The following is an 8986-nucleotide window of genomic DNA, read 5'->3' as shown; positions in this document are numbered from 1 at the left end:
AAACGCCCGGTTACATTCCGAACCCGGAAGCTAAGCCTTACAGCGCCGATGGTACTGCAGGGGGGACCCTGTGGGAGAGTAGGACACCGCCGAACTCCTTTTAGAGCTCTGGCTCTTGGGCGACAAGCCCAAGGGCCAGAGCTTTTTTGCGTTGAGGTAAGGTCAGGGGGCAAAGTTGGCTCGTTTCCCATCACAGGAGGCCCCCGGGTGGAGGTCCAGGAGACCCGTGTCCAGACGGACCGGGTCCTCACCATCCCGAACATCCTCAGCATGGCGCGTCTCGTCGGCGTACCCGTCTTCCTGTGGTTGATCCTCAGGCCCGAGTTCGGCGGGCCCAAGAGCGACGGCTGGGCGCTGCTGGTGCTCGCCTTCAGTGGCATCAGTGACTACCTGGACGGCAAGCTCGCCCGGCGCTGGAACCAGATCAGCAACCTCGGCCGGCTCCTGGACCCCGCCGCGGACCGGCTCTACATCCTGTCGACGCTGGTCGGACTCACCTGGCGCGAGATCCTGCCGCTCTGGTTGACGGCCGTACTACTGCTGCGCGAGCTGGTGCTGCTGGTGATGGTGGGGATTCTCCGGCGGCATGGCTATCCGCCGCCGCAGGTGAACTTCCTTGGCAAGGCAGCCACGTTCAATCTGATGTACGCGTTCCCGCTCCTGCTGCTCAGTGACGGAAGCGGTTGGATCTCGTCACTCGCTGCTATTTTCGGATGGGCGTTCGCCGGATGGGGTACAACGCTCTACTGGTGGGCAGGAGTGCTCTACGTGGTGCAGGTCCGCCGTCTGGTTCGTGCGGACGCCACAGCCGATTGAGCTCGGCGATTGTCCGGACGTAGTGGCTCTCGATGGCCCGCGGCGAAAAAGTGCGGGACAATCTGGACGGGTGAAGTCGGCTAGACCGTCGTCTCTTAGAGGAGGACGCTTCCGACATGAAGGCCGTAGTGATGGCCGGTGGTGAAGGCACACGCCTTCGCCCCATGACCTCCAGCATGCCCAAGCCGCTCCTTCCGGTGGTGAACCGACCGATCATGGAGCATGTGCTACGGCTGCTCAAAAGGCATGGGCTCACCGAGACCGTCGTCACCGTGCAGTTCCTGGCGTCGCTCGTCAAGAACTACTTCGGTGACGGCGAAGAGCTCGGTATGGAGCTCACCTATGCCAATGAGGAGAAGCCACTCGGTACCGCCGGAAGCGTCAAGAACGCCGAAGAGGCGTTGAAGGACGATGCTTTCCTCGTCATCTCCGGCGATGCGCTGACCGACTTCGACCTCACCGAGCTGATCAACTTCCACAAGGCAAAGGGCGCGCTTGTCACGGTCTGCCTGACCCGTGTGCCCAATCCGCTGGAATTCGGCATCACCATCGTCGACGAAGAGGGGAAGGTCGAGCGGTTCCTCGAGAAGCCGACCTGGGGGCAGGTGTTCTCCGACACGGTGAACACGGGCATCTACGTCATGGAGCCCGAGGTGTTCGACTATGTCGAGGCCGACGTTCCCGTCGACTGGTCCGGCGATGTCTTCCCGCAATTGATGAAGGAAGGCAAGCCGATCTACGGCTATGTCGCCGAGGGTTACTGGGAGGACGTCGGCACCCACGAGTCGTACGTGAAGGCGCAGGCCGACGTCCTTGAGGGCAAGGTCGACGTCGACATCGACGGCTTCGAGATATCGCCGGGCGTCTGGGTGGCCGAGGGCGCCGAGGTGCATGCCGATGCCGTCCTGCGTGGACCGCTGTACATCGGTGACTACGCCAAGGTCGAGGCCGGCACGGAAATCCGCGAGCACACCGTCGTGGGCTCCAATGTCGTCGTGAAGAGCGGTGCCTTCCTGCACCGGGCCGTGGTGCACGACAACGTCTACGTCGGGCAGCACAGCAATCTGCGGGGCTGTGTCGTCGGGAAGAACACCGACATCATGCGGGCCGCCCGGATCGAGGACGGGGCGGTCATCGGTGACGAGTGCCTGATCGGTGAAGAATCGATCGTGCAGGGCAACGTCCGGGTCTATCCGTTCAAGACCATCGAGGCCGGTGCGTTCGTCAACACGTCCGTGATCTGGGAGTCCCGCGGGCAGGCGCATCTCTTCGGTGCCCGTGGTGTCTCCGGAATCCTGAACGTGGAGATCACGCCGGAGCTGGCCGTACGGCTGGCTGGCGCGTACGCGACCACCCTGAAGAAGGGCTCCACGGTCACTACGGCCCGTGACCACTCCCGGGGTGCCCGTGCGCTCAAGCGGGCGGTCATCTCCGCGCTCCAGGCCAGCGCCATCGACGTACGCGACCTGGAGAACGTGCCTCTGCCGGTGGCACGGCAGCAGACCGCGCGCGGCAGCGCCGGCGGCATCATGATCCGGACCTCGCCCGGGGTGCCCGACTCCGTCGACATCATGTTCTTCGACGGGCAGGGCGCGGACCTCTCGCAGGCCAGCCAGCGCAAGCTGGACCGGATCTTCGCCCGCCAGGAGTACCGGCGTGCGTTCCCCGGTGAGATCGGCGACCTGTACTTCCCGGCCAGCGTCTTCGACTCGTACACGGGTTCGCTGCTGCGGAACGTCGACATCACCGGGATCGCCGAGGCCGGCCTGAAGGTCGTCGTGGACGCCTCCAACGGCAGTGCCGGGCTCGTTCTGCCCAGCCTGCTCGGGAAGCTCGGCGTGGACTCGCTGACCATCAACCCCGGTCTCAACGAGGCCAGGCCCACGGAGACGGCGGATCAGCGTCGGTCCGGGCTGGTGCGCCTCGGCGAGATCGTGGCGTCCTCCGGGGCCGCGTTCGGTGTGCGGTTCGACCCGGTGGGCGAGCGGCTGTCCCTGGTGGACGAGAAGGGCCGCATCATCGAGGACGACCGCGCGCTCCTGGTGATGCTCGACCTGGTGGCCGCCGAGCGGCGTAGCGGCCGTGTGGCGCTTCCGGTCACCACGACCCGGATCGCCGAGCAGGTGGCCGCGTACCACGGCACCCAGGTCGAATGGACGACCACCTCGCCCGACGACCTCACGCGCGTGGGGCGTGAGGAAGGCACCATCTTCGGTGGTGACGGCAAGGGCGGATTCATCGTCCCCGAGTTCAGCAGTGTCTACGACGGCACGGCGGCCTTCGTGCGCCTGATCGGCCTGGTGGCGCGGACACAGCTCACGCTCAGCCAGATCGACGCCCGGATCCCGCGGGCGCATGTCCTCAAGCGGGACCTGGCGACCCCGTGGGCTGTCAAGGGCCTGGTCATGCGGCGTGTCGTCGAGGCGGCCGATGATCGCTTCGTGGACACGACCGACGGGGTGCGGGTGGTCGAGACGGACGGGCGCTGGGTGATGGTGCTGCCCGACCCGGCCGAGGCGGTCACCCATCTGTGGGCCGAGGGGCCCGACGACGCCTCCGCGCAGGCCCTGTTGGACGAATGGTCGGCGATCGTGGACAGCGCCGGACGGTAAATCAGCCGCACGCGCGCGTGCCGGACAAGTGTCCCCGAGGGGGCCTGTCCGGCACGCCGGTGGGGCCGTTCGGAGGTACCGGTCGCAACGTGCGACGATGTGCGGCATGCCGCAGCAACCCCCCGTTCGGAGCAGCGCCACCCGGCCGCAGCGCCCGGACGCCTCCATGTCGTTGATCACCAACGTCATGGATCACAGCCTCGACGACGGGTATGCCGAGGCGGCGGCCCGTAAGCGGGCGCAGGGGGAGGGCGGCGGCATGCCGAAGACCCTCCGGGCCAGGCTGGGCCTCGCCGGCGGTCTGGTGCTCGCGGCCCTGGTGGTGACCGTGGGAGCGGCTCAGGCGCGCGTGACGGCCCCTGTCGTGGCCAAGGAGCGCCAGGAGCTGATCGACCGCATCGACCGTGAGACGTCCGCCGCCGACAAGCTGGAGACCAATGTCGACAAGCTGCGCGACGACGTCAGCGCCCGCCAGCGTGCGGCGCTGAAGGAGAGCGGCGGCAGCGGTCAGGCGGACCTGGTGGGCATCCTGTCGGGTGCCACGGCGGTGCACGGCCCCGGCGTGAAGCTGGTCGTGAACGACGCCAAGGCGGCCTCCTCGGGCGGCGACGGCAGCAACCCGCGGGAGACCTCCGGGTTCTCCGACACCGGTCGGGTGCGTGACCACGACATGCAGCGCGTCGTGAACGGGCTGTGGGCTTCGGGCGCCGAGGCGATCTCCATCAACGGGCAGCGGCTCACCGCCCTGTCCGCGATCAGGGCCGCGGGAGACGCGATACTGGTCGACAACAGGCCGCTGGTACCGCCGTACACGGTGCTGGCGGTGGGGGACGGGCAGAGGCTCAGCTCCAGGTTCCAGGACAGTCCCGACGGGCTGTATCTGCATGCGCTGGAGGAGAACTTCGACATCCGGGCGACGATCTCCACGGAGAGTGACGTCCGGCTGCCCGCCGCACCCAGCGTGATCGTACGTACGGCCCAGCCGTACACAGAGAAGACGGAGAAGGGCACATCGTGATCGCCGTACTTGGCCTCGTCGTGGGCGTCGTGGCCGGACTGTTGGTCCGTCCTGAGGTTCCGGCGGTCGTCGAGCCGTATCTGCCGATCGCCGTCGTCGCGGCGCTCGACGCCGTCTTCGGTGGGCTGCGGGCCATGCTCGACGGGATCTTCGACGACAAGGTCTTCGTGGTGTCGTTCCTGTCCAACGTGGTGGTGGCCGCGCTGATCGTCTTCCTGGGCGACAAGTTGGGTGTGGGCTCGCAGCTGTCCACGGGTGTCGTCGTGGTCCTCGGTATCCGAATCTTCTCCAACGCCGCGGCGATCCGACGGCATGTCTTCCGGGCGTGAGCGGCATGAGCGAACACGAGAAGCGGCCGGAGCACCGGCTGCGCAGAGAACTGCCGGACGAGGTGCCCGCCGCGGCGCCGGAGGCCGGATCCGCGGCCGAGCCGAAGCCGGAGGCCGGGCTGACCGGCCGCCGGCGGCTGGTCCAGGGGCTGTGGCCGCCGCGGGTCAGCCGGGCCCAACTGATCGTCGCCGTGCTGCTGTTCGGGCTCGGTTTCGGGCTCGCCGTGCAGGTGGCGTCGAACAGCGACAGTGACAGCGCGTTGCGCGGGGCCCGCCAGGAGGATCTTGTTCGCATCCTCGATGAACTGGACGACCGTACTCAGCGTCTTGAAGACGAGAAGACAGGACTTGAGAAACAGCGCCAGGAGTTGCAGAGCAGCTCCGACCAGGCGGCGGAGGCACGCAGGCAGACGGCCGAGAAGGAGAGGCAACTCGGCATTCTGGCGGGCACCGTGGCAGCGCAGGGTCCTGGCATCACGATGACGGTCGACGACCCGAAGGGGACGGTACAGGCGGACATGCTGCTCGACGCGATCCAGGAGCTGCGCGCGGCCGGCGCGGAGGCGATCCAGGTCAACGGCGTGCGAGTGATCTCCGGCACCTACCTCACCGACTCCGGGAAGAGTGTGAGCGTCGACGGGAACAAGATCACCCAGCCCTACGTTTTCAAGGTGATCGGCAAGCCGCAGGATCTCGAACCGGCTCTCAACATCCCCGGAGGCGTGGTGCAGACCCTGGAGAAGGAACAGGCGACTGTGACCGTCGAGCGGTCGACCAAGATCGTGGTGGATGCCTTGCGACCGGCGAAGCAGCCTGACTACGCTCGGTCGTCCTCACAGTGAACCGGCGGTGCATGCGGGACATCCGGCGGGGGCATGAGGATGCGGGGGGTCGGCGCACCGGGGAGCCGGTGCGTGGTGGAAACTGTCTGGTGGATACGGACGTTGTGTGGTTGTCCGGGTCGGCCGGTTTATTCAGTCAGGGTTCGTCCTGCCCCACGGGCGGGTCTGTTTCGGTCAAGGGGAATCGCCCGTGAAGTTGTTTTCGAAGTTGTTCGGCAAGAGCACGCGAGAGGGTAGCGACAACGCGACCGCTCGTCATCGCGCACAGCCCGACGCGGACGGTCAGCGTCCGCTGTTCCGGGACCAGGTGGCTGGTCCGGGGGGTGACATTTCGGGAGGTCAGGGCGCGCGGTCAGTTGACCCGTCGCAGTCCGGCGGCATAGGTTTCGGGCAACCGTCAACCTCAGGTGCGGGTGGAGGGTTTACCTCCGACCCGTACGCGTCCAACGCCCCGGCGGGGCAGCCGCGGCAGGAGGATCCGTCCATGTCGGCCCTGGTTTGTACGAGGTGCGGTAACCGCAACGCGGAGAACGCCCGCTTCTGTTCCAATTGTGGTGCCCCGTTGCGCGCGGGCGCCGTCCCCGAGCGGGCGTCGGAGACGACGTCCACGATCTCGATCTCCGGCCTGGAGGCCTACGACGCCGAGGTCACCGGCCAGACCCAGGCGCCGGCGCTCTCGCCCGAGGCGCAGGCGGCGGTCGACGCGCTGCCGCTGGGCTCCGCGCTGCTGGTCGTGCGCCGTGGCCCGAACTCGGGCAGCCGCTTCCTGCTGGACAGCGACCTGACCACGGCCGGCCGTCACCCGCAGAGCGACATCTTCCTGGACGACGTGACGGTCTCGCGCCGCCACGTGGAGTTCCGCCGCCAGCCGGACGGCTCGTTCACGGTGGCCGACGTGGGCAGCCTCAACGGCACGTACGTCAACCGGGAGCGCATCGACCAGGTCGCTCTGTCGAACGGTGACGAGGTCCAGATCGGCAAGTACCGGCTGGTCTTCTACGCGAGCCGGCAGGGCATCTGACCCTCCGGACCTCGTCCGGGGACTCCAGGGAAGAAGGTCCATGCTGCACACACCGAGCGGCGGTACCGGTCACGGCACCGCCGCCACGGAATCCGGGCTGATGAGCATCGGCACGGTGCTGAACGTGCTGCGCGACGAGTTCCCCGAAGTCACCATCTCCAAGATCCGCTTCCTGGAGTCGGAGGGGCTGATCGAGCCGCGCCGGACCCCGTCCGGGTACCGCAAGTTCAGCGCCGGGGACGTGGAGCGGCTCGGACACGTCCTGAGGATGCAGCGGGACCACTATCTGCCGCTGAAGGTCATCCGGGAGTACCTGGACGCCATGGAGCGCGGTGAGGCCGTCCAGCTGCCCGTGCTGGGACGGCAGCGGGACGGCGAGGCGGTGCCGATGGTTGCCGAGGCGCCCACGGTGGCGCGGATCGGCCGGGACGAGCTGCTCGCGGCCGCCGAGATCGACGAGAACTGCCTGGCGGAGTGGGAGTCGTACGGGCTGCTCGCTCCCCTGGAGGACGGCGTGTACGACGCCGAGGCGGTCACCGTGGCCGCGCTCGTGACCGAGCTGGGCCGGTTCGGGATCGAGCCGCGCCATCTGCGCGTGATGAAGGCCGCCGCCGACCGTGAGGCGGGTCTGGTGGACCAAGTGGTGGCCCCGCTCAAGCGGCACCGCAATCCGCAGACCAGGGCCCATGCCGAGGCCCGTACGAAGGAGCTGGCGGCGCTCACGGTGAGGCTGCACTCCGCACTGGTGCAGACCGCGCTCGGGGTGCGGCTGCCGTGACCATCGTGACAGGACCCGGGCGGAGGCCGGATCGGGCGCGCGTTCCGGGCCCGACTACCCAAACGTCCCGGGCACGGCCTAGGGTTGCTGTGTGAACGAGCTCGATGTCGTAGGTGTCCGGGTGGAAATGCCCTCCAACCAACCGATCGTGCTCCTGCGCGAAGTGGGAGGCGACCGTTACCTCCCCATCTGGATCGGGCCGGGGGAGGCGACGGCGATCGCGTTCGCCCAGCAGGGCATGGCCCCTGCGCGGCCGCTGACCCACGACCTGTTCAAGGACGTGCTGGAGGCCGTCGGCCAGGAGCTCACCGAAGTACGCATCACGGACCTGCGTGAGGGCGTCTTCTACGCGGAGCTGGTCTTCGCCAGCGGTGTCGAGGTGAGCGCCCGTCCGTCCGACGCCATAGCGCTGGCGTTGCGCACCGGGACGCCGATCTACGGGAGCGACACGGTGCTGGACGACGCGGGCATCGCGATTCCGGACGAGCAGGAGGACGAGGTGGAGAAGTTCCGCGAGTTCCTCGACCAGATCTCGCCCGAGGACTTTGGCACCAGCAGCCAGTGAGGGACCGAGCGGCCCGTCATCAGCCCACCAGGGGCCGGTGGCGGGCCGGTTCACGGTTGGTCGGACTCGAAACTCATGGGCAATTGCCAGCGGCCATTGAGAGCGTCCTACGCCTTCCCGCCAGAGCATTCGGCTAGCCTTTCCCCGCGGTGGGGCACGGGAAACCACTCCTAGGGTGATTATCACTCGGCGTGCCGAGTGTGGCGATCGTTGACGCGCCCCTGGTGACTGCCTACCGTCGAGAAGGCAGGTCAAGGACGGAGGTCGGCGTGAGAAGCAGCGGCGACGGTACGACTGGGGGTGCCCCGGGACGCGGTCTCGGGGAGAGCGGTCCGTACCGGCCTCACGGCAGCACCGCCGGTCACGCTCCACAGCGGCCGACGGCAGTGCCGAGCGGCGAAGGGGCGGCGTCCATGACGACCGAGGAGATCGGCTACCGGGGGCCCACGGCCTGTGCGGCGGCCGGCATCACCTACCGGCAGCTCGACTACTGGGCCCGCACCGGCCTGGTCGAGCCCAGCGTGCGGCCCGCCTACGGGTCGGGCACCCAGCGCCTGTACAGCTTCCGGGACGTCGTCGTCCTGAAGATCGTCAAGCGGTTCCTGGACACCGGGGTGTCCCTCCAGAACATTCGCAGCGCCGTCCAGCACCTGAGGGAGCGCGGTTTCCGCGACCTGGAGCGCATGACCCTCATGAGCGACGGTGCCACGGTCTACGAGTGCACCTCGCCCGACGAGGTCCATGCCCTGCTCCAGGGCGGCCAGGGCATCTTCGGGATCGCGGTCGGCGTGGTCTGGCGGGACGTGGAGAGCGCGCTCTCCCAGCTGCACGGCGAGCGGGTCGACACCGGCGAGACCCTGATCGGCCCCAACCCCGCGGACGAGCTGGCCCGGCGCCGCAACCGGGCGGTCTGAGGTCCCGGCCCGACCCTCTCGAATCTCCTGAGCCCTTCGCGACGCCCCGGCACGGTTCCGTGCCGGGGCATTGTCAGTGGTGTGGTGCAGC

9 protein-coding genes and 1 rRNA gene are annotated in these 8986 nt (G+C 68.0%); all 10 read left to right on the top strand.

Annotation, left to right across the window (positions count from 1 at the left end):
* A 5S ribosomal RNA gene (rrf, locus tag ACFWXC_RS39360) occupies positions 1-95 on the top strand; the annotation flags it as partial.
* A gap of 112 nt (positions 96-207) precedes the next feature.
* On the top strand, positions 208-816 hold the full coding sequence (locus ACFWXC_RS39355) for a CDP-alcohol phosphatidyltransferase family protein (RefSeq protein WP_384486635.1): 609 nt from the start codon (positions 208-210) through the stop codon (positions 814-816).
* Between the two features lie 116 nt (positions 817-932).
* On the top strand, positions 933-3428 hold the full coding sequence (locus ACFWXC_RS39350; protein ID WP_384486633.1) for a sugar phosphate nucleotidyltransferase: 2496 nt from the start codon (positions 933-935) through the stop codon (positions 3426-3428).
* 106 nt (positions 3429-3534) lie between these two features.
* The gene (locus ACFWXC_RS39345; protein WP_384486631.1) at positions 3535-4446 is read left to right on the top strand and encodes a DUF881 domain-containing protein; all 912 of its coding nucleotides are present in this window, start codon (positions 3535-3537) and stop codon (positions 4444-4446) included.
* Positions 4443-4775, top strand: coding sequence for a small basic family protein (locus tag ACFWXC_RS39340; RefSeq protein ID WP_046727248.1), 333 nt, complete (start codon positions 4443-4445; stop codon positions 4773-4775). Before ACFWXC_RS39345 ends, ACFWXC_RS39340 begins: the two co-directional genes overlap by 4 nt.
* Before the next feature lie 5 nt (positions 4776-4780).
* Positions 4781-5617: a DUF881 domain-containing protein gene (locus ACFWXC_RS39335; RefSeq protein ID WP_384486629.1), complete on the top strand. Its 837-nt coding sequence runs from the start codon at positions 4781-4783 to the stop codon at positions 5615-5617.
* 190 nt (positions 5618-5807) lie between these two features.
* Positions 5808-6638, top strand: coding sequence for an FHA domain-containing protein (locus ACFWXC_RS39330; protein ID WP_351734187.1), 831 nt, complete (start codon positions 5808-5810; stop codon positions 6636-6638).
* A 40-nt stretch (positions 6639-6678) separates the two neighbouring features.
* Positions 6679-7416 carry a MerR family transcriptional regulator gene (locus ACFWXC_RS39325; RefSeq protein WP_384486627.1) on the top strand — a complete coding sequence of 246 codons (738 nt, stop codon included), beginning with the start codon at positions 6679-6681 and terminating at the stop codon, positions 7414-7416.
* 91 nt (positions 7417-7507) lie between these two features.
* A complete protein-coding gene (locus ACFWXC_RS39320) occupies positions 7508-7981 on the top strand; it encodes a bifunctional nuclease family protein (RefSeq protein WP_026253112.1) in 474 nt (157 codons plus the stop codon).
* 269 nt (positions 7982-8250) lie between these two features.
* Positions 8251-8895: a MerR family transcriptional regulator gene (locus ACFWXC_RS39315; RefSeq protein WP_384486624.1), complete on the top strand. Its 645-nt coding sequence runs from the start codon at positions 8251-8253 to the stop codon at positions 8893-8895.
* Positions 8896-8986: the final 91 nt, after the last annotated feature.

The sequence above is a fragment of the Streptomyces sp. NPDC058683 genome (assembly GCF_042716195.1).
Taxonomy (GTDB): Bacteria; Actinomycetota; Actinomycetes; order Streptomycetales; family Streptomycetaceae; genus Streptomyces.
The sequence above is the reverse complement of the archived record's forward strand: the minus strand, read 5'-3'. Positions and strand labels throughout refer to the sequence as shown.